Origin of the sequence: Streptomyces sp. NBC_01439 (assembly GCF_036227605.1) — a bacterium.
Lineage (GTDB): Bacteria > Actinomycetota > Actinomycetes > Streptomycetales > Streptomycetaceae > Streptomyces.
This window is the reverse complement of record NZ_CP109487.1, coordinates 1,420,003-1,443,618: the sequence shown is the minus strand read 5'-3', so window position 1 is coordinate 1,443,618 and position 23,616 is coordinate 1,420,003. Positions and strand designations below refer to the sequence as shown.

Below are 23,616 nucleotides of genomic sequence, written 5' to 3'. Positions count from 1 at the left end.
GGTGTCACGCGGCGGTACGCAGCGCGTCGGACAGGGCGAACAGGTGCGCCGCATCGGAACTACGGTCGTCCTGCTGGGGAACCGCCAGCGCAACGACGGGCTTTGCTGCCTCCAAGGCCGGACCCTGGTAGGCGGCGCGCAGGCGGCCTGCCAGCAGGTCGGGGCCCACGTGCATCAGCTCCTCGGTCTCCAGCTCACCCAGATACGGGCTGATACGCACCAGTCCATCCCGACATTCGACAACACGGCGGTGGTAGCGCCGGTGCACGCCACGCAGCCCCCACTCCTCCAGAGGGGAAGAGGATCCCTTGAGGACGATCTCGGGGAAGCGGGCCGCGAGAAGCTCCCACAGCGGGGCAAGCCGCCGGTAGCCGCGGCGGTGCTCCTGCCACAGACGGAAGGCCGCAAGGCGGCTACGGGCCGCCGAGTAGGACACGCCGGCCACGAACAGGATGATGGAGACCACCAGCAGCATGGCCACCGAGGCCATCACCGAGTGCGGCACCACCCCGCCCTCCCAGCGCACGGCCACGAACACGGCCCGCACGGCGCAGGCGACGGCCATGGCCAGTAGGCCGACCGCGGTGATCCACAGCCCTGTCGCGTGCGGCCGAGGCGACATCCGAGCGTACCGCACCGTCCACACGCCGGCAGCGGCGAGCGCGTACATCAGGTACAGGCCGGCCACGCCGTAGAAGACCGCCAGCTGCGTGGTGGTCATGTCCGCGGTTGCGAAGCTCCCGGCGAAAGCCTCGTGCGGCACGGTGGTCGCGGCCACGGTGATCACGGCGGCCACGCAGAGCACCACCAGCGCTTCGATCCGGGCCCGCTTCCTGCTCGCCTGCTCGTCCGAGGCGGAATACAGGTAGAAGCACATCAGGAAGTACATGGTGCCCAGGAGAAGCAGGTTCTGCCCGAGCTTGGCCGCGCCGTGGCCGGCCACCATGTCCATCCCCGACGCGCCGCCCGGAGTGGCGAGCGGCACCTGTAGCCCCGCGAATGCGAGGCACAGGGTCACCGACCGCAGAGCGCGGTCCTTCGGTGCCCGGGTGAGCTGGAAGACCTTCCAGCCGACAGCGCCGGCGAGAAGAACAAGGAAGATCGGGTACATCTAAAGCCATCCCCTGCGGTCCCCGAGGGCCATGCAGACCCGGCGCGCAGCCAGGTCCCGTGCCGGCGCCGGCTCCAGCCGGTCCAGTACGGAGGCCCATTCCATGATGATCGTTGCCGCCGTCTCCACGCGGCACTCGGCCACGTCGTCGTACGAACAGCGGTTGAGCACGCGCCGTACTTCACCCTTGTCCACGCCCGGAACCAGGGCGGCCCAGTCCGTGGGAGCGCCGTCATCGTCGGCGATCACGTGGCACAGTTCGTGCAGGATGATGTGGTCCTGGTGCAGCTTGGTGGTGCGTTCCTGATAGACGATCAGGTCGCCGTGCACTGTGTCGACCCACATCCCCAGCGGCCCCGGCATCGGCAGTGGGGCGGGACGGAGCACGATCGGACGGCCCCGTCGCTCCGACAAGGCCCGGCGCAGCTCGTCGACATCGAGCGGCGGCTGCACGCCCAGCTCCTGCAGGGTGCGTCTGATCCGCCGCTGCAGATCCCGGTCCGTGCCCCGGGCGGCCCTCGCTGACGTGCGAGACGCCTGCAGGCGCAGGCGGCTGATCAATTCCCACGGCCAGGCACGTGGTCCCGCAGATGCAGGCTTATGTTCAGAGGCGGCAGCCCCTATTTCCCCCATGCGGCTTCCTCATATCCAGCGGCGTGCGGCACTTGGGGGTGCGACGCAGCCAATCCCCAAAGAATGCTTCAGTCTCATCACCCGTAAGTCGAAGGGGGTGTGAGGCGCCGGAATGTGACTGCGCAATCCCGCAGTTCGTGATCGACCAAGCCTGACGGAGGGCCGTGGCGTGCTACGGCGACCATTGATCGCCGTGGAGGGATCGTCAAACCTCCTGGCGTCACCGTTTGGGGGTCTCCAAGCGGCACCCAAGGGTTGATTGTTTGATAAACAATCCGACGCAAGGGGAAGGCGATTACTCCGGAGCGATGCATTCCGGTTGTAGAGACGACGTTACGTCATGCATGCATGATCAAAATGACGTCAGGGGCGTGATCTACCGCACGGTAACCACGTCTCCGTGGCGGGCGAGCCCGGCAGAAGTGCGGAATCGCAGGGGTTTACACGCGTAGATTCCCTGGGGGCCTCTGAGATGCGCGGAAGCTTCGCCACCCGCGACCCACCGCGTCTGGTGAAGCGGCGCGCAAGGGGGGTGTCTGCATAGTGCCTATCGGCCAGGGTGCGGCTCCATCGATCTTTGCTCCGTGAGATGCCTCGCAGACGAATCCTCCAGAGGTGTTTATCCTCCTCCGTATGTCTACCGAGCTCTGCAGTACCGATGGTTTTCGTAAGTTCTTTTCCGAATGCCACCTCGCCACCCTTGCGACGCTGCGCCCCGACGGTACGCCGCACGTTGTTCCTGTCGGTGTGACGTACGACCATGATGCCAATGTCGCCCGTGTCATCACGCGGAAGTCGAGCGTGAAGATCAGCAATATCCTCTCCGCCCTTCCCGGCGAGGCGCGCGTGGCGGTTTCGCAAGTGGATGGGCCTCGTTGGATAACCCTTGAAGGGGTGGCTCGCGTGATCACCGACCAGGAGCAGATCGCTGCTGCTGTAGACGGCTACGCTGCGCGCTACGGCCGCAGGCCTGCGGAAGATCCCCGGCGCGTCCTCGTCGAAATCACGCCCGACCGGGCCTTGGGGTTGCTCGAAATCCCGGGGCTGGCTGCATAGGCCGGTGCCCGGTGGGTGGAAGGCCTGGCCGGCGGGCCCATCACGCGCCCAGCAGCACCGAAAGGGTTCTTGTCCTGAGTGCGCGGCTACTCGAGACTGCCGGGCTGGCGGATCCAGTGAGGTAGCACGGCAACGTTGGATCTGACGCTGGTGGGCACTTCTTCCGCCTTGCCGAGCACGGCCGGCCTGCGGCGGGATGATCAGCGCGCGGGAGGTGTCCGCGCACGCCGTGGTCGGCGGGTCGGCGGCCGGGGCCTTCTCCCGGATGTCGCGCAGCGCTACCGCGATCCGGGGCCCGCCGATACCACATGAGCGCCCGGCGTCGATCCGGTCGTCTGAGCTGCGTCAACGCCCCACACTCGTCCATGGAACTCGCTGTGTGGTGCTGTCGTCCTGCCCGATGCGGGTGCCACCGCCGAGTGCCCGTACGTTTGTCCGAATACTGCTCTACTGGCCTGTCGTGGAGGCGGGTTAACTCAGACACTTCGCCCGTAGGCGGGTGGGAGAAGCTGAGAGAGGAGAGCAGAGATGGCAGACAAGTCATCCGCACAGGCAGGGACCAGCCCCGCACTCCTGATCGCGGTGGAGGAGCTGGCGACCGCACACGACCGCAGCGAGTCCGAGCGGTCAGACGTCACCAGCTCGCAGAACAGCGCTGGCGATGACGGCGAAAACCGCGACCTGAACCTCCCGAGGGCGTAGGGGGGACCCCATGGAGCACCGGCTCGTCGCCCACATCGAGAAGGCTCTCGGCTGGGACGGGCCGGGTTCTGTGGGGGCCGCGTTCGCCCGCGGCCGCCTCACGGACCCGGACCTGCCCGCACGCCTGTTGACCCCGCACAGGCTGTTGGACCTGATCAAGCGTCGACACCTGGCCAACCCGCAGCTGCGCTGCTACGCCGAGGGCGACGAAGTACACCCCTCCCTGTTCCTGTCCAGCAGTGTCAACCGGCGTCGGCAGGCCGTGAGTCAGGCCGACATGGCGGCGCTCGGACGGATCCTCAACCAGGGCGGCACCGTGGTCCTGGACCACCTGGACTTCTTCGACCCGACCCTGGAAGTCGCCTGCCGGGCCCTCGGCTGGTGGTCGGGGGAACTGACCTCTGCAAACGCGTACCTCGCGGTCGGTGACACCGACGGATTCCATCTGCACTGGGACGATCACGAGGTCATCGCCGTGCAGCTTGCCGGCGAGAAGTCGTGGGAGGTGCGCGGGCCGTCCCGGCTGGCCCCGATGTACCGCGATGCCGAACGCAACCGCACGCCCTCCGAGGAAGTGCTGTGGAAGGGCACCATGCGGGCCGGGGACGTCATGCACATCCCCCGCGGCTTCTGGCACACCGCCACCCGCCTGGGCTCCGGTAGTGATGGCCACTCACTGCATGTGACGTTCGGGTTCACCAAACGGAACGGCGTCACGTGGGCCAACTTCCTCTCCGATGTCGCCCGCGCCGACGAGGCCTTCCGCCGCGACTTGGAGGGCGCCGAGGGAACCGCGCACAAGGTGCTGACGGACAAGCTCAGTTCCCTGGCCGCCTCCTACAGCCCCGAGCGATACCTGGACGAACTGCGGTCCAATACCCCGCCCGCACGTCACATGCCCTACGTGACCGCTTTCGGCCGACCGGAGGGGGTTGTGGCCGTCACCGAGTTCGCCCCCTCCATCGTCCGCGCCGGCGACACGGTCCAGGTGTGCGGCGGGGGCAAGCGGCTGACCTTCCACGAGCGCGCGGATCCAGGCCTGCGCGCGCTCCTGTCGGGTCACCCGGTCTACCTCGACGGAGCCGACGAGGACACCATCACCCTTGCCGACCTGCTCATCACGGAGGGACTGTGCGAACCACTGACGGAGATGTCGTCCTCGGGCTATACCGGTCTGGTCACGGCCGTGACGTACTTGAAGCGGCCGTCGGCCTCGGGGTAGCACGCCTCGACACCGCTTCGAATTACTTCCGCCATCGCTCACACGAGGCGCTGAGGGCGGTGGCCGGCGATCTCCTGCCGAATTTCTCGCTCTCCACCAAGGTCGGGTACTTCCCTGGGGAACACTCTCTCGCTCCCGCTCGGCTACGCGCCGGAATCGAGCAGGCTGTGAAGGAGCTGGGGCGGGAGCCGGACGTGGTGCTCCTACACAACCCGGAGCATTCCCACCCGGACGCCCAGATGCTGGAGCGGGCGTGTGCGGCCTTGGCCGACGCCGCACAGGCAGGGCTGTGCGGCGCCTGGGGTGTATCGAGCTGGAACCCGCGCCCGCTTGTGGACCTGGAGGCGCCGCGCCCTGACGTCCTCATGGTCCGGTCAGGCCTGCTCGTGGGTCTCGGCGTCCTCGAAGCGGCCGAGACACTCGTGGCCCGGTGGCGGCCGGGGCAGGTGTGGGGCATGAGCCCCTTCGGTGGCAGTGCGGCCGACGTGGTGTGGGGCAAGTTCGACCCGCGGATATTCCTGCGGAATTCCCCATCCGCCACGAGGGTCCAGGCAGCCTTCCGCTCCGCCTACGGCCTGCCCTCGGTCGACGCGGTCGCGGTGGGTACGGACAACGCCGACCACCTGCGGGAGCTTGCTGGAGCCCTGGCGTACGAGGTCGACGACCAGGTGGTCCGGGAGTACCGGCAGCTCCTCCAGCCCCGCCTTCAGCCCGCCTGAAGCTCCTTCACCACTCGCTCCGCCATCTCCCGGGCGGCCCCCAGCCGGGGGTCGTCCAGGTCGGCGTAGGGGCCGAGGATCTTCGCGGCAACGAACAGCGTCATCAGCTTCCCGTCCCGGCTCTCCAGATCGTCACGCCGCTCTCGGCGGACACGGTCGGCCAAAGCGGGGACGGCGAGGGAGGAGCCCCACAGATTCGCCGCGTCCAGGCCGCGCGGGGCCATGCCCCAGTCCTCCCAGTCGAACACATTGAACACTGGCGCCGTCATATTCGCCCAGTTGAGATCCGCGTGGGCCGGGTGCCATTCGGCTACGGTCGTATCGACCCCAGGGAAGACGCTGTGGATCGTCCCCGCAACCAATTCATGTGTGACGGTCTCGGTATCCGGTGTCGCGATCCGGTTGGTGTGTTGCGCAGCGAGGGCGTCCAGGGAGGTGCTCAGCGCGACCCACCATTCCTCGGCCAACCCCGGGTCCTCTGCCACCACGGCGTTACCCACCGGCGCCCCGGGCAGCAGCTCCGTCTCGTCCGCTCGCCACATCACAGGCTCGGTCTCGTCCCGCCAGGCGACGCCAGCGAACCAGGCCGGTTTCGCGATTCCGTGCAGGGCCTCGGCGGATGCGGTGCCGTCCCCGCCCTGGACCCCGATCCGGTCGAGCCCCCGCCGCTCGATGCGCACCCACGTACCGCGGTCCGTACGTGCCCCTACGGACCGGCGCTTACGCACCACGGTCCCGTGATTGAGGTGCACCGTCAGCGACTGCTCCACGCGGTCAAGCACGGCTTCCACTGGCTCTTTGCGTAGATCCACAGGACGCAGCGTCATGCACTCGAACGTACCAAGTCCACGACTCCTTGCGTGGAGTTCGACACCGCCCTACTTCCAACGCGGCGGTCAGCAGACTGAATGATGCTGCTCGCTCGCGGAAGTTTCGAAGGAATGGGATCGTTCCGTGCGCACGAGGGCATTGCCTTCGCCACCGGCCGGGACGATCACCCCGAGGACCTCGACAAGATCAACGACCCTGGCTGGCTGCTGACCCGCTTCACCGCCACCCACAACCCGACAGGGGTGACAGCGTGAAGTCGACGCTCGTGCTGGTCGAGCGGAACGCCCACCTTGCCAGCGGCCACCACCACGGCGCCCTCATCGCCCTCGCCCGCGCCTACCAGCCGACCATGGTCATCGTGCCGAACGGCGTCACCCCCGAGAGCCGCGCAGCCCTGGTCGACGCCCAGGCCCGGGTCGTCGACCGCCCCCACGGAGCGGCTGCCCGGATCTTGACCGTCGCGGCCAGAGCCACCGAGGCGACGGCTCACCTCGTCCTGGCCCTCTTCCGTGCACGGCGGTGGCCCAAGGCCCTGCGTCGCGCACCGCACCAGATCACCGCGCTGGCACGGTGTCTCACCGAGGCCGTGGCCGTACGCACCGGCCGGCGCCTCGCAGGCGCCCACCCGGTCACCGTCCTATCGGCCGGAGAAGCCCTCCACACGACCGCCGGACTACTCGGCGGACCGCACGCCCGCTACGTCCACGAGATCAACACCACCGAGGACCCCCTGCTCCGCTTCCTGGGCAGGATCACCAGCCGCCCTCGCCTGGGCCCCCCTGATCCGCTACCTCGACCAGGAACTGGCCCACCGCCCGCGCACCGCGATCACCCGCACCAGGCACGGAGACCTCGTCGCCGTCACCACCAGCGACCTGATCCAGCGGTTCCTCTACCTCCACGGCGTCTGGGAGCCCTACCTCACGGCCTGGATCCGGGGAAGGCTCACCCGCGGCGACACCTTCATCGACGTCGGCGCCCACACCGGCTACTACACCCTCCTCGCTTCCCGCCTCGTCGGAGCACCCGGCCGCGTCGTCGCCATCGAAGCATCCCCTGCCTTCCACACCAGCCTCACCGAGGCCGTCCAGCGCAACGCCTGCCATAAGGTGCGCACCGTCAACGCAGCAGCCGCCGACACCGCACGCACCCTGACCTTCTACCTCCAAGACACGGCCAACCTCGGCAACACCTCCGCTGTCCAGCCGAAGACCTCGCACTCGTCCTTCCAGATTGGAGCCCTTCCCCTGCCAGAGATCCTGTCTCCGCACGAACTCGCAGCGGCACGCCTGATCAAGATCGACTTCGAGGGAGCCGAAGCCTTCCTCATGGAGGGCCTCGCCCCGGTCCTCGGCAACCTTCGACCCGACGTGGAACTCGTCATCGAGGTCACCCCCCGATCCCTGGCGAAGCAGGGGAAGAGTGTGCACGACGTCCTGGAACCCCTCCGGGCGCACGGCTTCCACACGTACCGCATCGCCAACGACTACGACCCGACCAGCTACCCGAGCGCGGTCCGCCGACCGGCTGCCCCCGAGTGTTGGGACGGTCCCATCAGCGACATGACCGACCTGATCTTCTCCCGCGTCGACGCCGACCAACTGCGGTAGGAGCCCTCCGCGGGCCCGCTGCGCACGGGAACCCGCGCAAGCTGAACACCCAACATTCGATCACACGTAGGAGCTCCCGTGGCTGAACCTGTTAGCGCGACCGTCCGCAACGCGGCCAAAGCCGTCATCCTCCACGACGGCCGCGTCCTGCTCCAGCGCGCCCACTGGGAGGGCCAGGACTGCTTCTTCCTGCCCGGCGGGGGCCAGGAACCCGGCGAGGCCCTCGACGCCACGGTCCGCCGTGAGGTCCACGAGGAGGCCGGCCTGGACGTCGCACCCGAGCGTCTGCTGTGGCTGCGTGAGTACATCGGGGCCAACCACGGTGGCGCCTCGGAAGACCACCGGGTCGAAGCGATCTTCCTGTGCCGGCCCCAGGGCGACCCGGACGAGCTCGGCGGCCACGCCGAGGACGACGTGCAGACGGGCCTGGAATGGGTGGAGCTGGAGAACGTGACCGGCCTCAACCTACTGCCGCAGGGCCTGCGCCCCCTGATCGCTGACCTCGCGCACGGTGAGGTTCCCACCTGTTACCTCGGGGACCTCGCCTGACCGCATGGCGACGATCGACGGCCGCGTCCCCGAAGGCGCCACCGGATTCAGCACCGGCCAGACCAACCGGGTCTGGTACATCGGCAGACGCGAGCCGTACGTCCTCCTGGACTGGGAACTCGCCGCCTTCGGAGACCCGCTCTCCGACCACGCCCGCCTCGCCGTACGCCTACGCCTACGCCTGGGTCTGGCCAGCGGTCTGGCCGCCGTCCGCATACGTGAAATCACGGCCTCCGACCCGGGTGGCGACGTGGGCACCCACCCGTCATGCCCGGGCCTGAACAGCGGCCTCCGGATTCCGTGCCTTGGGCAGGGTGATGCCCTCGCATTACGCGACTTGCCCCGGGCGCAACGTCCACGGCACCGTCCCCGTTTCGCTCAGCCACTCGTTCACCAGAAGCCGCCGCACGGCAAAGTTCCGCAACGCGTGATCCACCTGCCAGCCCAGGCCCGAGCCCAGCTGGGCATATGAGGGGCCGTGGCCGTGCTCGCTGCGAAAGACCACGGTGAACTTGGCCGCCAGCTGGCCCCGGTCCGGGTGCTTGTCCTTCCACGCGCCGTAGGCGACCGCAGTGCTCCTGGAGAAGAACTGAGGGCGCCCGGGCACCATAAACGCCTGTGCGACGCGCTCCGGTGTCCGAGCACACACGGTGCAGCACTCAACGGCCTCAACGTGTCGGCGCAAGGCCGGCGTGACCGCGCTCTTCCACCCGGCCCATGCCTCTGCGTCGAACTGGAATCCCGGAGTCGAAGCGAGCGCAACCGCCCTGCCCTCGTCCTTGGCGCTCTGTGCCCTCTCCTCTTCGGAGGGCTGACGCATGCCCGACAAGTGACGCACCGCGGGGTCGAGGCGGTAGCGGTCCTCGGATAGCTCAGTGAGGAAGCCCTTCCGCAGAAGGTCGGGCAGGGCGGCCCGGCAGGCGTCGGGAAGGTCGGGCGGAATCTGACCGAGGAGCTTGGAGGTGCTGTGCGCGGCAAGAAACAGCCCTGCCAGCCGACCAGCGGGAGGGAGCTTCTTGACTGGCTTGGAGGACAAGGTCCGCGTGGTCCATCCGGATACCCGTGAGCGCGTGTTCTTCCCGAAAGGCAGAGGGTGGCCCGCTTCCCGGGCCAGATCCGGCACGGTGACCGGGACCGGTACTGCCGGATCACCGCCGAAGAGCGCATCATCCACCTGCCAGCCCAGCCCACGAAGGGCATCGACGACTCCGCTCGCATCGCCCAGCCGCAGGGCCGACAGGTCCGCCCCGGTGATGTTGCCGACACCGCCACGCGCAGCTCGGATCGCCACCACCACCGCAACGAGCTGGGCATCGGCGTCGGGAAGGGCCAGCGAGGCCACGTAGCCGAGCAGCGTGCGTGCTGCTTCACCCTGTGGGGACGTCAAGAGGAAGCCCGGCTGCTGCTCCTTCCGGGCAGGGGCGGCGCTGGCATTGCTTGAGCTGGACGCGGTCTTCGGCACGGTCATTCCAACGTCCACCGGCGTCCGGAGTCACCACCCCTGCTCCGTCTGGAGCAGACAGCACTGGTCCGGGACCAGGCCGGCCTTGCCGGGGCGGACGTACCGCGCGCACTCCGCCCGCTCACACAGGCTGGCCTAGGCGGGCGTGCTCCGTGACTGTTGCTCGGTGGGCGGGTGCGGGGCGGGTGGCGAGGAGGGTGAAGTGCTCGGTCGAGATGATCGACTCCCGCTCCGCTGCAGGGAGGCGGGAGAGGATGCCGGGAAGGGGCCGCTCCTTGGCGGCTTCACTTCGGTGAGCCGAGATCGCGGCCCACTTCTGCTCGAGCCACTCGCTCACGTCGACCGTCGCGGTGGCGTGCTCGTCGGGAACGCTGAGGACCTTCTTCCCCACCCGCTCCAAGAGCGGGCCGAGCTCGCCCACCCCCGAGACCGGGTGTGTGGCCGCATACAGAGCTACGGGCTGCCACGGGGCCCCGGCATCCGGGTGGAGGTGCTCAAGACCGGCGGCGTGGAACGCGAGGACGGTCGCTTGGTGGGTGCGGACGTGGTCGGGGTGGCCCGTCAGCTGGCCGTAGGCGTCGTGGGTCACCACAATCTGGGGGCGCGCGGCGCGGATGTGACCGACGAGCAGCTCGACGACCTCGTCGATGGGAGCGTCGCACAGCCGGGCCTTGCCGGGTGCGGAGCCGGGGATGCGGGCGTCGGCGTAGCCGAGCATCCTCGGCTTTCCGGCTCCCAGCGCGGCCAGAGCGTCGGCGAGCTCGGGTGCCCGGTGGCTGGTGGGGGACCAGGCGGCGGTAACGACGTTCGTTGCTGCGCCCGCGGCGGCATGCTGCGCGAGAACGCCGCCGGCCAACAGGGCCTCGTCGTCAGGGTGTGCGAAGACGCCCAGCAGGCTGGGAAGCGACACGGCTGCTCCTTCGGTTGGGGTGTTGGTGCCAGCCCTCACGGTTGTGTGCGGGCCGCAGCATCGAGACGTCGGAGGTGGGGCCAGGTCAGCGGTCGGGGTTTCCGGCCGTGCCGGTGGCTGCTGGGACGGGCGTGCCGGTGAGTTTCTGGGCTCGGCGGGCCAGGTGCGGGGCGAGTTCGGGGTGGGCGCCGCGGCCGGTGACCTGGAGAAGCTGAGAGAGGGCGACGAGTTCGCCGATCCGTCCCTCGGGGGCGTCGAGGACGTGGGCGAACTCGCTACGGATGCGAGCGGCCGTGGCGGGCTGGGGGAGGGTGTAGGCGTGGAGGAGGCCCACGTCGTAGCCGGTGGGGAGCAGGCCGCCGGGTAACCCCGGCGCATTGCTGCGCCGGGGTCCCCTCAGAACCGTGCGTGCACCTCGTCGATGCACACGGCTCAAGCAAGCCACGAGGGCGTTCAGGTGGTGCTGTTCCGAATACGAGCGGCGTGTCGCCGTGCGCATTCAGCGTGTACCAAGCGGGTTTGATCGCCTTGCGGCGTCATCCTCCCCGTGTGCCGAAGGTAATCGACAGAGATCGCCTTGCGGGCGATCACTTTCCACCAGCGTTCCCATTCCAACGGGGATTGCGGTGGCTGGTGGGGAGTCAGGACATTTTCCCCGCACAGCGGGCAGCGTCCCTCCTGCCGGTCGAGCAGGCGGAGGTTGTAGCTGTCGAGTGCGGGCTTGACCCTGCGACGACGCTTGACCCAGTACTCAGTCAGGGCGGGGTCGTCTGGTGACGCCGCGCCCTTGACCAGGGTGTGTCGGACGATCTGCGTCCAGGACGACTTGACCAGGAAGGTGCCGCTGTCGCGGTCACCGAAGACCCAGTGGTCGTTCCTGAACTTGTTGTACTTGCCGAAGTACCGTCCGGAGATCCAGTGCTTCGACTTCTTGGGGTGCTGGTAGCAGGCCCACTTGTAGGTCAGCTTCCACATGTGGATGTCGATGTCCTTGAAGACCTCGGCAGCCACCACCCCTCGGTAGTAGGCAGCCCAGCCCCGGATGATGGGGTTGAGTTTGACGATGACCGCCTTCTCGTTGGATCCGCGCAAGTCGCGCATCACTTCCGAGAGCCGTTCCCGATGCCGCTTGACGGCGGCCTTGCTCGGCTTAATCAGCAGCTTGCCCACCGGATAGCGGCGGATGTTGAAGCCCAGAAAGTCAAAGCCGTCTTCGAGGTGGACAACCCGCGTCTTCTCCTCGTTGAAGGCCAGGCCCCTCGGCTTCAGCCACTCGGCAAGCTGTGCCTTGACCTCGTGCACCTGCTGCTCGGTGAAGCAGCACACGACGAAGTCGTCTGCGTATCTGACCAGCACCGCAGAATCCGGGCGCGTCTTTCCCGTCGCCTTGTGGGACGGGGCAGTTGCGAGTCGGACTCCAGCCGCCTCCTCCAAGCCGTTCAGCGCGACGTTCAACAGCAGAGGACTGATCACACCCCCCTGCGGGGTGCCCTCCTTCGTCGGAGAGAACCCCATACCGGGCTCGAACACCCCGGCCCTCAACCATTGCCCGATCTGCCTCCGGCCCGGGAACATCCCAAGCGCGGAGAGCAACCGGTCATGGTCGATCCTGTCGAACGCCGCAGACAGGTCTGCATCCAGAATCCACACCCGCGTTGAGCCCTTGCGGAGCGTGGTGAAGAGCATCTCGATCGCGTCCTGGCAGCCTCGGCCCGGACGAAACCCGTAGGAACGGGATTCGAACCTGGCCTCCCACTCGGGCTCCAGGGCATTGCGTACCCGGCCCTGATGGCACCGGTCGACAATGACTGGAATTCCCAGTGGGCGCTGCTTTCCGTTGGCCTTGGGGATATACACCCGCTTCACAGGCAGGGGCTTCCAGGTGCCACGGCCTTGGTGCACCTGCACCGCGACCTTGGCCCGATCCTCGGAGGTCAGAGCAACCACCCCGTCCACCCCGGCCGTGACGCGGCCAGCATTACGCTGCGTCGCCTGCCGCACACTCAACAACGTGTTCGACCGACTCCGCAGCATCAACCTTTGCAGGTTCCGGACTCGCGCCCAGTCCTGCTCCTGAGTCGCCTTGAAGATCCTCTGCCGCAGTCGCTGTACTTTGAGCTCGCAGGCACGCCAATCCATCGCGTCCCAGTCGATCCCATCGTCCTCGGGTCCGTTCACCATAGGTGCCTAACTTGTCCCTCAGTTCCAGTGCCATGACACAAAATCATCAAAGGCTCACCTGTCCACGTCAGCCCGCTTTCACGTCCGGGCGCCAGGCCCGGTATCCGACCGGTTATCCACGGCAGCCGGCGGAGGACCGACTCTATTGCCGCAGTTTCCCGTCTCCTTTCGGCAGTCGGCATTCGCTTCTTGGACATCCTGTTCCCACCCGGGAGTTCAGCTCTCCTCGCGGTCGGCCTACCGCCGCTAGCCATCAGCGACGGACCCGGATGGGGTTTCCACGTTCCGCACACATGAGATGCGACCGGGTTCGGGTGCCCTCTGTACCCCGAGGTCAGCGGTACTCTCGCAACCGGCAAATGGTCACCGGTCGCCGCCTGCCGCTCCTCCACGGCATAGACCCTGCACCCCGGAATCACTTCCATCCATCCGAGGTTTCTGGGTAACGAGGCATCATCGAGGGTTCACTGGTGTTCACCCACCCGGCCTTCCCCTACTCCGCGCCGCGGATGGATCGAGGCACGGTTCGCATGTTCCCTGAGCTTCGAACCCCGGGATTACTCCCAGCGCACGTCAGGGCGGGGACGGGCATCGAGTACTAGCCCGAGATCACGGAGCAGGCATACGCCCACCCTCCTCTCCCGTGATCCGCTCATATTGTGCGACCTCGTGTCGCAACCACCCCTCCCAGTCGAGGATCACGAGGGGCTCGGGCGTGAGGTTGCCCCAGTGGAGGTCACCGTGCCCCGTGGTCCAGGAAGTGATCGTGGGCACGGGGGTGCCGAGGAAGCGGGTGAAGTTGCGGTCGATCCACTGCTGCCGTACGGCTTGCCGGTCGGTTGGCACCGTCGCGGTGGCAGCGAGTGCGCTGCGTAGGTCTGCCCACCAGGAGCGGGGCAGGTCGACGTCGCCGGTCAGGACGGGTCCGCCGGATTGGAGCGCCGACTGGGCGATGTACTCGGACAGCTCGGCCCGGTAGGCGATGGCGTTCTCGGTCCACTCGGTGACGTCGTGCAGGCGAGGCCGGGGAACGGAGCGGGGCAGGGCGGAGTCCGCGGCGGCAGTGCCCTCCCACAGGCGGGCGTTGCGCTTGTCGGCAGGAGCACTGACCAGCCGCAGCCACCATCGGCCGGCTCGCCGGCCCAGGGTTCGGCCCTGCCATCCCCAGGCTTCCGGCCCGGACGCGGTCACGGAGAAGACACGGGCAGCTTGCTGGTGCCGGCTGCGCATCCGCTGCTGGTCGGACGTCTGGGCTGGCGGCGCGAACACTGCCTGCCGGGCGTTCGAATCGGTCATGCGGACCGTCCGAGAAGACGCTCCGCTCCGGCTTCCAGCAGCTGTCGGCCTGCGTCCTGCCCGACTTCATGGGCGGATGTCGAGGGGCCGGACGCGCAGACGCGCAGAGGGTCGCCGCCGGTCGGGTCGAGAACGGCGGCGTGCACGGTGACGACTCCCGATGCGGCGTCGAGGGTGGCGTGGGCGGAGGCGGCTGTCAGGCACCCGCCGTGCAGCGTGGCGAGAGCGGCCCGCTCGGCGTCGAGCAGAATCCGAGTAGGGGCATGGGTGAGGGGTGCGAGCAGTTTCCCGGTGGCGGGGTCGTTGGCACGGTGCTCGACGATCACGGTCCCTGCGCCGGCCGCGGGCAGCCACACGGTGGGGTCGAGGATCTCGGAGGCCCGGTCCTCGTGGCCGAGGCGGCGCAGGCCGGCCAGGGCGGCGATCATCACGTCCGCGCCGAGTGTTCCCTCGTCCAGCTTCGTGAGCCGGCTGTCGGCGTTGCCGCGGATCGGTACCTGCACGAGCTTCGGGTGGAGGGCTTTGAGAAGGGCCGAGCGACGGGGTGCGCTGGTCCCGACCCTGGTGCCGGGCGGCAGGTCGGCGAGCGTGGCCGCGGGATGGCCGGCGGGGAGGACGAGGGCGTCGCGGGTGTCCTCTCGAGGGAGGACCGCTCCGATGATGATGCCGGGGGAGCGGTCGTGCGGGCCGGGTACGTCCTTGGCGCACGCGATCGTTGCCTGGACCCGGTCGTCGAGGAGGTACCGGTCCGCGTTGCGGGTGAAGGCCCCCTTCCCGCCGATCGCCGAGAGCGGGCCGCGGTGCCGGTCGCCCTCGGAGACGATCTCGACGACGTCGAGGACCGCCTCCGGGTAGCGTGCGCGGAACGCGTCGGCGAAACGGCCTGTCTGTTCCAGGGCCATGGGGCTGGGCCGGGTCCCCAGCCGGACGGTGGTGAGGGTGGTGCTGCTGGTCATCAGGGTCGGGCTCCATCGGCGGATACGGGGTGGGCGGGCGAGATACGGCTGAGGGCGGCCTGGAGGACCGCGTGCACCGGCAGGGCACTGGTGTCGAGGACGTGGCCGTCGGCGTGCATCCACGTAGCGGCAGCGGCGTACTCCGCCGCCCTTCGCCGCCGGTACGCACGGACGGCCTCGCTGCGGGTCTCGTTTCCCGGAAACTCCTCGCTCGCGTCGATCCGGGCTTCCAACTCGTCCGGCTCGACGTGGAGGACGAGATGGACGAGCCCGGGCGAGCGGCGCAAGGGCGTGAACACTTCCGCGGCGTAGGCGGGGTTGAGCACGGTCATGGGCACGAGGACGTGACCGCTGGTGTGCGCGGCGATCTCGCTGATGTAGGCCGTGGTCAGGCGCCGCCAGGCCGGGTAATCCTGGTAGTCGCGGAGCTTTCCGGGGTGCCCGGCCAGGGTGCGGCGCAGCAGGTCGCCGATCTCCTCCGGGTCGGCCACCACCGAACCGGGCAGTGCCTGATGGAGGATGGCCGCCAGGGTGCTCTTGCCGCTGCCGAAGGCCCCGTTGATCCAGGTGATCACTGCTCGTCGGACCTCCCTGAGGCTGTGTTCCGTCCAACGGCGGGGGCGGGAGCCTCGTCACGGCCGGGCCAGGAGACCACGATGCGGCTGTCCTTCTTTTCCACGATGTCTCCGGCGGGGAGCGCGGAGTCGGGGGTACCCGCGGGTACCACCGTCAGCCGGGGCGTGGCCCGGCCCCGCAGGTCGCGGTCCCACGTCTGGACGGCGGCGGCCAGGGTGTCCGCGGCGGCCTTTCCGTCCGGCCCGAAGCCCTGGACTCCGAACTCCCAGGTGGAGGCGCCGTCGGCCTCGTCGTGCTCACGCCGCTCCGTCATCAGGCAGGCCAGCGAGCGACCGAGGATGATTGTTTCGGCACCCGACCGCTTCGGCAGCCGCACCGGCCCCGGCCGGTCCGGATCCCCTTCCATCCGGCAGAACCCGGCCAGGGAGGTGGCCAGCCACAGCTGCAGGTCCTCGACCGACTCGCCGCCAAGCACCGTCACCCCGGTCCACAGCTCGGTGCCGCCCGCGGCCAGGGCGCGGTCCAGGCCGTCGAGCGCGGTGGGCGGGGTGTCCTCCCAGCGGATGCCGTAGCCGGTGTCCCCGAGCGGGGCCGCGGTCTCGTCCCACCGGCCGGCACCCTGCATGGGGACGAACCCGCACGGGCTGATCTCCGTGGACACCAGCGCCGGGTCCTCGTTGCGCAGGCCGACGGCCCGGGTGAACCCGCCGATCCGCAGGGGCACGACCAGGTGCCCGCCCTCGGCGAGTTGGTTCGTCCAGTACCGTGCCACGTCGTTCGAGGCGACCGTCACGATGATGGCGTCGAAGCCGTCAGCCGGGATCAGCTCCCCGGGGGTTCCGTTGGTGCCGTCGCCCAGGACAGCCCGGACCCGGTCGGCGTACCCGGTCTCGGCCAGGAACCGCTCCGTACGGGCGTGGACGTACGGGTCGATCTCCATGCACACCACCGACCCATGAGGGCCGACGAGTTCGGCGATCAGGCAGGCGTTGTAGCCACCGCCTCCGATCTCCAGCACGTTCGCGCCGGGCCGGAGGTTGGCGCGGCGTAGCATGACCGCCTGCATCTCGGGTTGGGATACCGAGCTCATCGACCGCCCGGTGTCCTCGTCGAACACGGTGGCCACCGCCTCGTTGGCGTACGCCCGAGGGAGCGACTGCTCGGGGAGGAAGGCGTGACGGGGCACCGTCACGAACGCCCGCCGCAGCTCCGGGGTGTCCGTCCAGCCGGCATCGGTGAGGTCTTGGACCAGCTGCTCGCGGAGCCGGATTGCCGTGGCCGGTTCGGCGAACGTCAGCTGCACGCGTCCGGTGGGCCTGGGCGTGTGGTGCGCGGGTGGGACGTCGGGCAGCAGGCCCGGCCACACCACGTTCAGGGCCTGGGCGGAAGCCGTGAAGATCGGCTGGGGCAGGTTCCGCACGGCGAAGGGGGTGTGCCATTCCCACCGGGTGATCAACTCCGGTTCCCGGACGGTCGGCTTGCCGGTGTAGTCGGTGAGGCGGGCGATCTCGGTGATCCGGGTGAATCCGTGCGTGGAGTCGCACAACGTGCCCAGCAGGAGCACGGACTCCGGCCGGGCGTGCAGGCCCGCCTCCTCCGCGAGTTCGCGTACCGCGGTGGCCTCGAAGGCCTCGCCCGGCTCCACCTTGCCGGCCGGGAGTTCCCATACGGCGCGGGAGGGGTTCCAGCCGAGGAGGACCTGCCCGCGGTCGTTGGTGACCACGACGGCGACGCCGGCCATCGCGGACGGCTTCGGGGTCCGCTTCTCGCTGTAGGTGACGGGGTCGGATTTGGGCCCGCGCAGCAGCAGGACGGTGAGGTCGCCGGCCTCGATGCGCTCGGTGTGCTGCCAGCCGTCGGCGAGAAGGTCGATCTCGGCGTCGTCCAGGCAAATCCCGCGCAGCTCCTCGGGGTGTCGGTCGGCGTGCGGGGTGATCACGCACAGGGTGCCGTCCTCGTCGAGGAGGGCAGCGAGTTCGGCGACCGTGCGGGTGCGGTCGGGCAGATGGGCCAGAGCCCGGCGCATGGTGATCAGCCGATAGCCGCCCGACCCGGCCGGGGCGAGAGAGGAGAGGTCCCCACTGGTCAGGTCGAGATGGTGGCAGCTGACCCCGGCCGAGTCCGCGCTGGCCTTGTCGACCGCGGACTGGGCCCAGTCCACGGCGTCAACCTGGTACCCGGCTGCGGCGAGGAAGCGGGCGAGCTCACCGGTCCCGCAGGCCACCTCCAGGGCCCGGGCCCCCTCGGCGCCTTCCGGCAGGGCCAGGTGCTTGGTGAGGACGGTCTTCTCGGTGTCGCTCAGGGGGCGGAAGTCGCGGCCGGCCGCGTAGTGGGCGTGCCAGTCCTGTGCGGTGTGCGTGGTGCTCATGCGGTGCGGGGCTCCCTGTTCGTCGGGTGGCTCAAGAGAGGTCGGAGGGATGCTGGGAGGCGGGTCCGTAGAGGGCTTCCGGCTTGCCGGTCATCAGGGCCCAGTAGCGGTCGCCGAAGGACCAGTGCCACCACTCGTTTGGGTAGTTGACGAGCCCGGCGGCGGTGAGCGCACGGCTGAGGGTGGCGCGGTGTAGCCGGACTTGGTGGGTGAGGCCGTCGGCGAGGGTGTAGCAGCGCCCACTGCTCTCCTCCGGGCTGGCGTTGACGCGGGTGCCCATGTCGAGCTCTGTGCCGTCCACTTCTACGAGGGTCAGGTCGACGGCCGCGCCAGCGCTGTGCGGGGCGATCTCGGGAGGCGACACGTACCGGCTCGCCTGCGCCCGCAGCTCTTCCGCCGGCCAGTCGCCGTGGGCCGCGCTCAGCTTGGCCGCGTACTCCTCGAAGTACCGCTGCTGCAGGGCCGGCGGGCGGAACCCTTCGACGACGAGCAGGCGCAGCCCTTCGGGCACCAGCAACTGCGCCTGCTGGAGCCGGTCGAGAACACCGGAGCGCAGGTGCGCGAAGGCGTACGCGGGATCGGAGCGGCGGTCATCGAGGAGGAGCTCTCCCCCTGCGCGGACATCGGCCAGGGGCTCGCCGTTGTCCGCGACCGGGATGGCGGCGACCCGCGGGTCGGACATCAAGACGATGCTCATCTAGACCCAACGCCGTTCAGTTAGGGGCGGGGGCTGTTCGTCAAGACCGATGAACGAGGCAGCGGAGCTGCTGTAGAAGAGGTTTGTCCTCCAAGACATCCTCACCACAGGAGCTCCGCTGTTGGAACAGGCTGCCATAACAAGGACGGTCAAGGTAGCGGCCGGGGTGTTCGCGCCTGGCCATATCGGCGAGCTGACCCGGATCGTGCCGTTCGAGATGGTCGATGAAGTGTTGGCGGCGAGCGGGGCCGTTCAGCGGCGGGTCCGGCTGGTACCGGCGCGAGTCACGGTGTACCTACTGCTGGCCGGGGCGTTGTTCGCCGAGCTGGGCTATCGGCAGGTCTTCGACCGATTGTGCGCGGGTCTGGCGGGCCTGGCGCCCACCAGACCGAGCGGCAGCGCGTTACGACAGGCCCGTCAGCGTGTGGGCGCGGCGCCGTTGAAGGCGCTGTTCGACCTGGTGCGTGGCCCGGTGGCCACGACGGCGGCCGCCATGCGGTGGCGCGGGCTGCTGGTGGTGGCGGTCGACGGCACGCTGCTGCCGGTGCCGGACGCCCCGGCGAACCTCGCTGTGTTCTCCAAACAGCGGTGCAATAACGGGGCCGGGGGCTATCCGCAGATCCGGCTGGTGGCGCTGGTGGCCTGCGGGACCCGGGCGGTGATCGGGGCGGCGTTCGGCCCTGCCGGCACCGGCGAGCTGGAGTACGCGGGCCGACTGGCGGGCGATCTGCGTGCCGGCATGCTGCTGCTGGGCGACCGGAACTTCGCTGCCACCGCACTGCTGAACCGCTTCGCCGCCACCGGCGCCGACCTGCTGGTGCGCTGCAAGTCCGGCCGGAGACTGCCACCGGTGGCCCACTGCGGCGACGGCTCATTCCTGGCCCGGCTGGGCGCACTGACCGTGCGGGTCATCGACGCCGAGATCAGCATCGCCACTTCCCGAGAGGTCCGCACCGGCCACTACCGGCTGCTGACCACCCTCACCGACCCGTCAACGCACCCGGCCGCCGAGCTCATCCGGCTCTACCACGAACGCTGGGAAATCGAGACTGCCTACGCGGAGCTGAAATCCACGATCCTGGGCGGACGGGTCCTGCGTGCCCGCACCCCGGCCGGGATCGACCAGGAGGTCTGGGCTCTCCTGGTCGCCTACCAGGCTCTGCGGACCGCGATGACGGATGCTACCGACAGCATCCCGGGCACCGACCCGGACCGGGCCGGCTTCACCGTCGCACTGTCCGCCGCCCGTGACCAGCTCGTCCTGGCCGCGGGCATCATCGCCGACACCGTCATCGACCTGGTCGGAGCCATCGGCCGCCACGTGCTGGCCCAGCTCCTGCCCCCACGGCGGGTCCGCACCAAAGACCGCATCGTCAAACGAGCGATCTCCAAATACAACGCCCGCGGACCCGCCATCGACCGGGCCACCTACAAGGCCACCATCAGCATCAACATGCTCACCACGGACCCTTGACGCCACCCAGCCCTGCCCTAACTGAACGGCGTTGCATCTAGACCTCCCAGTCCCAGGTGTCGAAGTACGCCGGGATCCTGGCCTTGCGGGCGGCCATCACGGCCTCGAGCCGGGCGTGGTCGCGACCCGGCATCAGGCCCTGCCACTCGGGGACGTCCAGGGCACGGACCTCGTCGTGTTCATCCGGGTCCAGCACGATCCCCGCAAGCTGCCCGGGGGAGAGCCGGCCGCCGTCGAACACCCATCCGACGGTGGCCAGCGGCCAGTCCTTGCCCGGCAGCCCGAACACGGTGGCCAGGAGCTTCGGCGGCCCCTCCACGCGGAGGCCGGTCTCCTCCCGGCACTCCCGCACGGCGGTCTCCCAGGGGCGCTCGCCCGGTTCGGCGACACCGCCCGGCCACTGCCAGGGGTGGGTACTGGAGTACGTGGCCCGCAGCTGGACGGGCCGGTCGTCCTCGTCGGTGAAGAACACAGCCCCGAACATGGTGGCCTTCGGCAGCGTCGCAGCGAACTCCTCCGGAGGCAGCCACTTCCGCTCGCTCACGACGCGTTCCCTCCGGCGGTGGGGAAGCGCGTCATCCGCATGAGAGCCGGGTCGGCCGCGAAGCCGAGCTGCTCGTACAGCGGGGCGGAACCGTCGCTGGCGTACAGCTCGTACAGGGTCACCCCCTCGCCCTCCAGGTGGTCGAGGAGGGCGGCGAGCGCGGCCTTGGCGTAGCCGCGGCGCCGGTGCGCGGGGTCGGTGGCGACCGCGTGGATCCGTACGGCCAGCCCCTTGGGGTATTTCGGGGCGGGAAGGACGGCGTGGACCAGGCCGAGGGCGCAGGTGGCGAGCCCGCCGGCGGGGGAGTCGACGACGTACGCGCGGGCGTCACCGCCGTCCTGGAGGCGTAAGGTGAGCTGGTCGGTGCACGTGGTGAGCCAGGCGTCGTCGAGGGGTTCACTGAGGATGTTCGCCGACCGCAGGCGGGCGATCTCGGCGGCATCGGCAGGGGTGGCGCGGCGGGGTTCGGGCACGGGGGTCCTTCCTCGAACGGGTAGAAGACGCAGACGGGCTAGGGATGTTGGGCTCGGAGCCGGTGCAGGGTGCGGTGGCCGCGCTCGGTGACCTCGGGGTCGTCGTGACTGGTGCCGTAGGCGATGCCGGAAACGGCGTCGAAGGCGGCCTCGCAGTCCAGGCGCAGCTCCTCGGCAGGGGTGAGCGCCCTGCCGTACCCGTCGAGGAACGCGGCGCGCAGGTTCGGGCGGCCGGTCCAGGTGTCGCTCAGCCGCACCATGTCCCGGGTCGCGGTGTTGTACTCGGACCGCTCGAAGTCGAACAGCAGCGGTTCCCCGACGCCGTCCAGCAGGACGTTGCGGTACTGCAGGTCCCCGTGGGTGGGCACGAGCGTGGGCTTCGGGAGGTCCGTGTAAGCGCCGACGAGGGCGAGGACCAGATCCTCGTCCCCGGTGGCCAAGTACGGGCGGGCCCCGTCCAGATGCCGTTTGATCCTGTCCGCGGCCGTGGCGGCTGCGGCGGGCTGCTCGGGTGCGCTGCGGTGAAGGATGCCCACGAGACGGCCCAGGGCCTGCTGGACGCGCGCCTCGTCCGCAGCGCTGAGGACCATGCCGTGGAGCGGGTGTCCGGGCAGCGCGGTGACGACGACGGCCCGCGCCGCAGTGTCGGCGGCGACGAGATGGGGAGCACGCGCCCCGAGCGCCGGCACCCATGACCGGTACGCGGCGACCTCCCGGTCATGGAACTTCGCCCCGCGGTGCCGCTTGAGGTACCAGGTGCCGCCGCCGGGCCCGGACAGCCGCCACACCCGGCTGCCGGTGCGCACCCACGACACCTCCGTCGCCTCCGCGATCCGGCCGACGGCCTGTTCCGCGAACATCCGCAGGCGGTACGGCACCTCCAGCCCACCGACGGGCGGCCCGCTGAGCAGGCGGGTGCGGTCGGGGCCGTCGGGCCGGTGCTCGATGGCGTCGCCCGGCTGTTGGAAGTGCACGGCGGCGGGCAGAGGGGCGCTGTAGGAGTCCAGACCGGCCCGGCAGTACGCCACCATCGGGTCGGGGAGGGCGTCCAGCGGGTACCAGTCCATGCCGTCGCACCGGTCCGGCTCCATGACCCGAGGCCGGCCCGACCAGCGGCGGACCTCGAAGAAGACGCCGATACGGGACCGGGATCCCACTGGTGGGCGGTGGTGGACGGTGACCGCCGCGGTCACGTCCTCCGCCTGGATGCGCACGCCTGTTTCCTCCCGGGCTTCCCGGATGACGGCCTCGACCATGTCCTCGTCAGGGTCGAGGTGCCCGGACGGCAGGTGCCACAGCCCCGTCGCGTACACCGGTCCGGCACGGCGGGACAGCAGCACCTCCGGTCCGCGCTCGCTGTCGCGGCGCAGGATGAGGTGGACGTCGACCGGCACCGTGTGCCGGGCGCCGCCGCTCACCGGGCTGCCCCGGGGCGGCGGGCGAGCAGCACGGTGAACACGCCGTCCTCGTGCAGGACTCCGTCCCGCGCCTGCTGGAGCAGGAGCTGCTGGGCTTGGTCCTCGAATCCGGCGTGGTCGGCGAAGAGGTCTGGCCGGGCGAAGCTGGTGGACCGCAGGTATCCCAGGACCCCGCGGGGCGTCCAGGAGCGGGTGAAGGGGATGCGGTGCTCGGCAATCTCGCTGAACGCGGAGTTGGCAAGGTCGTCTTCGTAGCGACGGCCCGGCTCGCGGTAGGTGCCGATGGTGCCGGCGCGGCGGTCTTCTCCCAGGTGGGACTGGATCAGGACTCTGAGGGCGGTCGTCCACTCGGCCTGGTGCGTCCAGAGGCTCCCGTCACCCATGACCGCGAAGCCGGCCTGGGGCGCGGCCATTTGGTCGGCCATGGCCAGAACCGCGGGGCGGTCCATCCAATGGAAGGCCCGGCAGCAGGTGATCAGATCGGCCCGGTACCCGGGCCGGGCGGGAACGAACTTCTCGGCCGGGCCCGTGTGCACCGTGGCGGTGCGCTCGCCCAGGTGCGGTCGGAGCTCGTCGAGCGCGGTGCGGAGCATGCCCGGGTCCAGGTCCACAAGGTCCAGGTGGGCTGTGGGAGGCAGGACGGGGAGCATGGAGAGGGCGACCTGTCCGGTGCCGGCGCCGAGGTCCAGCAGCGTGGGGGCCTTCGCCTCGCCCAGTTCCCGTGCCAGGAGCTGGACGACCTCGTCGGGCAGCCTTGGCCGGTAGCGGGCGTAGTGGTAGTCCACGGAGTCGAACAGGGACACGGGTCTCCGATCTCGTGGTGCGGGC

At 69.5% G+C, this 23,616-nt stretch carries 24 protein-coding genes; 8 read left to right on the top strand and 16 right to left on the bottom strand.

Annotated features, from left to right (window positions below):
• Window positions 1-4 precede the first annotated feature (4 nt).
• A complete protein-coding gene (locus OG207_RS06645) occupies window positions 5-1,111 on the bottom strand; it encodes an MAB_1171c family putative transporter (RefSeq protein WP_329096759.1) in 1,107 nt (368 codons plus the stop codon).
• Window positions 1,112-1,564, bottom strand: a complete 453-nt coding sequence (locus tag OG207_RS06640) for a hypothetical protein (protein ID WP_285528415.1) — start codon at window positions 1,562-1,564, stop codon at window positions 1,112-1,114.
• A gap of 813 nt (window positions 1,565-2,377) precedes the next feature.
• Between OG207_RS06640 and OG207_RS06635 the strand changes: the two genes are divergently transcribed.
• The 4 genes from OG207_RS06635 to OG207_RS06620 all read left to right on the top strand — a co-directional run bounded on the left by OG207_RS06635 (window position 2,378) and on the right by OG207_RS06620 (window position 5,443).
• Entirely contained in the window at window positions 2,378-2,800 is a 423-nt protein-coding gene (locus OG207_RS06635) for a pyridoxamine 5'-phosphate oxidase family protein (RefSeq protein WP_329096756.1), read from the top strand.
• Between the two features lie 528 nt (window positions 2,801-3,328).
• Window positions 3,329-3,502, top strand: coding sequence for a hypothetical protein (locus tag OG207_RS06630; protein WP_285528417.1), 174 nt, complete (start codon window positions 3,329-3,331; stop codon window positions 3,500-3,502).
• A 10-nt stretch (window positions 3,503-3,512) separates the two neighbouring features.
• The gene (locus OG207_RS06625; protein ID WP_329096753.1) at window positions 3,513-4,724 is read left to right on the top strand and encodes a JmjC domain-containing protein; all 1,212 of its coding nucleotides are present in this window, start codon (window positions 3,513-3,515) and stop codon (window positions 4,722-4,724) included.
• The gene (locus OG207_RS06620) at window positions 4,634-5,443 is read left to right on the top strand and encodes an aldo/keto reductase (protein WP_329096751.1); all 810 of its coding nucleotides are present in this window, start codon (window positions 4,634-4,636) and stop codon (window positions 5,441-5,443) included. The genes OG207_RS06625 and OG207_RS06620 overlap by 91 nt, the downstream gene beginning before the upstream one ends.
• On the opposite strand, the gene OG207_RS06615 is transcribed toward OG207_RS06620, so the two are convergent.
• Window positions 5,431-6,270, bottom strand: a complete 840-nt coding sequence (locus OG207_RS06615) for a hypothetical protein (RefSeq protein WP_329096749.1) — start codon at window positions 6,268-6,270, stop codon at window positions 5,431-5,433. The two genes, OG207_RS06620 and OG207_RS06615, sit on opposite strands and share 13 nt — an antisense overlap.
• A gap of 114 nt (window positions 6,271-6,384) precedes the next feature.
• Here OG207_RS06615 and OG207_RS06610 point away from each other — a divergent pair, with 114 nt between their 5' ends.
• The 3 genes from OG207_RS06610 to OG207_RS06600 all read left to right on the top strand — a co-directional run bounded on the left by OG207_RS06610 (window position 6,385) and on the right by OG207_RS06600 (window position 8,433).
• The gene (locus tag OG207_RS06610) at window positions 6,385-6,528 is read left to right on the top strand and encodes a hypothetical protein (protein WP_329096748.1); all 144 of its coding nucleotides are present in this window, start codon (window positions 6,385-6,387) and stop codon (window positions 6,526-6,528) included.
• 255 nt (window positions 6,529-6,783) lie between these two features.
• On the top strand, window positions 6,784-7,884 hold the full coding sequence (locus OG207_RS06605; RefSeq protein WP_329096746.1) for an FkbM family methyltransferase: 1,101 nt from the start codon (window positions 6,784-6,786) through the stop codon (window positions 7,882-7,884).
• 78 nt (window positions 7,885-7,962) lie between these two features.
• Window positions 7,963-8,433: an NUDIX domain-containing protein gene (locus OG207_RS06600; protein ID WP_285528429.1), complete on the top strand. Its 471-nt coding sequence runs from the start codon at window positions 7,963-7,965 to the stop codon at window positions 8,431-8,433.
• A gap of 328 nt (window positions 8,434-8,761) precedes the next feature.
• Here the strand turns inward: OG207_RS06600 and OG207_RS06595 are convergent, their stop codons facing one another.
• From OG207_RS06595 to OG207_RS06555, 9 genes are all read right to left on the bottom strand, one after another.
• Window positions 8,762-9,901, bottom strand: coding sequence for a hypothetical protein (locus OG207_RS06595; RefSeq protein WP_285528431.1), 1,140 nt, complete (start codon window positions 9,899-9,901; stop codon window positions 8,762-8,764).
• Between the two features lie 115 nt (window positions 9,902-10,016).
• Window positions 10,017-10,805: a PIG-L deacetylase family protein gene (locus OG207_RS06590; protein ID WP_285528432.1), complete on the bottom strand. Its 789-nt coding sequence runs from the start codon at window positions 10,803-10,805 to the stop codon at window positions 10,017-10,019.
• A gap of 85 nt (window positions 10,806-10,890) precedes the next feature.
• On the bottom strand, window positions 10,891-11,139 hold the full coding sequence (locus OG207_RS06585) for a hypothetical protein (protein WP_329096742.1): 249 nt from the start codon (window positions 11,137-11,139) through the stop codon (window positions 10,891-10,893).
• A 119-nt stretch (window positions 11,140-11,258) separates the two neighbouring features.
• A complete protein-coding gene (gene ltrA / locus OG207_RS06580) occupies window positions 11,259-12,986 on the bottom strand; it encodes a group II intron reverse transcriptase/maturase (protein WP_329096741.1) in 1,728 nt (575 codons plus the stop codon).
• Between the two features lie 609 nt (window positions 12,987-13,595).
• Window positions 13,596-14,282: a hypothetical protein gene (locus OG207_RS06575; RefSeq protein ID WP_329096740.1), complete on the bottom strand. Its 687-nt coding sequence runs from the start codon at window positions 14,280-14,282 to the stop codon at window positions 13,596-13,598.
• The gene (gene hemC / locus OG207_RS06570) at window positions 14,279-15,238 is read right to left on the bottom strand and encodes a hydroxymethylbilane synthase (RefSeq protein WP_285528434.1); all 960 of its coding nucleotides are present in this window, start codon (window positions 15,236-15,238) and stop codon (window positions 14,279-14,281) included. The genes OG207_RS06575 and hemC overlap by 4 nt, the downstream gene beginning before the upstream one ends.
• Window positions 15,238-15,813: an AAA family ATPase gene (locus OG207_RS06565; protein ID WP_329096737.1), complete on the bottom strand. Its 576-nt coding sequence runs from the start codon at window positions 15,811-15,813 to the stop codon at window positions 15,238-15,240. Before OG207_RS06565 ends, hemC begins: the two co-directional genes overlap by 1 nt.
• Window positions 15,810-18,182 (bottom strand): methyltransferase, FxLD system, encoded by a 2,373-nt coding sequence (fxlM, locus tag OG207_RS06560; RefSeq protein WP_329096736.1) that lies wholly within the window; start codon window positions 18,180-18,182, stop codon window positions 15,810-15,812. Before fxlM ends, OG207_RS06565 begins: the two co-directional genes overlap by 4 nt.
• Window positions 18,183-18,213: 31 nt before the next feature.
• On the bottom strand, window positions 18,214-18,879 hold the full coding sequence (locus OG207_RS06555; protein WP_329096733.1) for a M15 family metallopeptidase: 666 nt from the start codon (window positions 18,877-18,879) through the stop codon (window positions 18,214-18,216).
• 121 nt (window positions 18,880-19,000) lie between these two features.
• Between OG207_RS06555 and OG207_RS06550 the strand changes: the two genes are divergently transcribed.
• Window positions 19,001-20,353: an IS4 family transposase gene (locus OG207_RS06550; protein ID WP_329096518.1), complete on the top strand. Its 1,353-nt coding sequence runs from the start codon at window positions 19,001-19,003 to the stop codon at window positions 20,351-20,353.
• 37 nt (window positions 20,354-20,390) lie between these two features.
• Here OG207_RS06550 and OG207_RS06545 read toward each other — a convergent pair whose 3' ends face one another.
• From OG207_RS06545 to OG207_RS06530, 4 genes are read right to left on the bottom strand one after another with little or no spacing between them, the layout of a single operon-like run.
• A complete protein-coding gene (locus tag OG207_RS06545) occupies window positions 20,391-20,897 on the bottom strand; it encodes an NUDIX domain-containing protein (protein WP_329096731.1) in 507 nt (168 codons plus the stop codon).
• Entirely contained in the window at window positions 20,894-21,370 is a 477-nt protein-coding gene (locus tag OG207_RS06540; protein ID WP_329096730.1) for a GNAT family N-acetyltransferase, read from the bottom strand. Before OG207_RS06540 ends, OG207_RS06545 begins: the two co-directional genes overlap by 4 nt.
• A 38-nt stretch (window positions 21,371-21,408) precedes the next feature.
• Window positions 21,409-22,788, bottom strand: a complete 1,380-nt coding sequence (locus tag OG207_RS06535) for an NUDIX domain-containing protein (RefSeq protein ID WP_329096728.1) — start codon at window positions 22,786-22,788, stop codon at window positions 21,409-21,411.
• Entirely contained in the window at window positions 22,785-23,591 is an 807-nt protein-coding gene (locus OG207_RS06530; protein WP_285528441.1) for a class I SAM-dependent methyltransferase, read from the bottom strand. Before OG207_RS06530 ends, OG207_RS06535 begins: the two co-directional genes overlap by 4 nt.
• Window positions 23,592-23,616: the final 25 nt, after the last annotated feature.